Consider the following 801-nt stretch of genomic DNA (forward strand, 5'->3'; position numbering starts at 1 on the left):
GCCCTGCGCGGGGCGGACGGGGCGGGTGGGGACGGCGCGGCGGGAGACGGCCCGCCGGCGCCGGATGACCGGACACGGTCGGACATTACGGGATATTGACATGGCAGGATTGGTGATTCCGGCCCATCTGGGCCCGGCGCGGCGGACGTGCCGCCAGTGCCGCCATCATGGCGTCGAGGGAATGGATATCGTCTGCCGGCGTTTTCCGCCGCAGGTGACGGTGGTGCTGGTGCCGCAGGGCGCGCCGCGCGCGGGGCAACTGGCGCCGCAGCCATTCGCCACCTTTCCGCCGGTGGTGCCCGAGCATGTATGCGGCGAATTCTCGGCCGGAGCGGCGGGGCGATGAGCGGGACGATAGATGAGGACGGACATGAGGACGGGCCCTGGGACGGGCCGGGGGACGGGCCGGGGGACCTGTCCGGCATGCCGGACATGGCGCTGGCGCATCGTCTGGCGCGGTGGATCGACAGCCCGAACATCGCCGTGGAACTGGACGAGGCGACGTGCGGGCAGGTGGCGGACCGGGTGGCGCGGGATTATCGCGCCGACGAGGAGAGCCGCGCGGCGTGGAAGGAGAGCTGCCATCGCTGGCTGGACCTGGCGCGGCAGGTGAGCGAGCCCAAGACCTATCCCTGGCCGGGGGCATCGAACGTGATCTATCCGCTGCTGGCCAATGCGGCGGTGCAGTTCGCGGCCCGGGCCTATCCGGGGATCGTGCGCGACCGGGACGTGGTGCGGGGCACGGTGCTGGGCGACGATTCCGGCGTGCCCCTGCGCGATCCGTCGCGGCCGGGGCAGGTG

General features: G+C 72.5%; 1 protein-coding gene and 1 pseudogene. Both read left to right on the forward strand.

Annotated features, from left to right (window positions below; translation table 11 throughout):
- Positions 1-100 precede the first annotated feature (100 nt).
- Positions 101-346, forward strand: a complete 246-nt coding sequence (locus HUK84_RS20870) for a hypothetical protein (protein ID WP_176641887.1) — start codon at positions 101-103, stop codon at positions 344-346.
- Positions 343-801 (forward strand): annotated as a pseudogene (locus HUK84_RS20875) (hypothetical protein); the annotation flags it as partial. The gene HUK84_RS20870 and the pseudogene HUK84_RS20875, both read left to right, overlap by 4 nt.

The organism is Nguyenibacter vanlangensis (assembly GCF_013376155.1).
GTDB lineage: Bacteria > Pseudomonadota > Alphaproteobacteria > Acetobacterales > Acetobacteraceae > Gluconacetobacter > Gluconacetobacter vanlangensis.

Excerpts from the sequence above, each read along its gene's own strand:
- HUK84_RS20870 (WP_176641887.1), top strand. The coding sequence starts at position 101 with ATGGCAGGATTGGTGATTCCGGCCCATCTGGGCCCGGCGCGGCGGACG.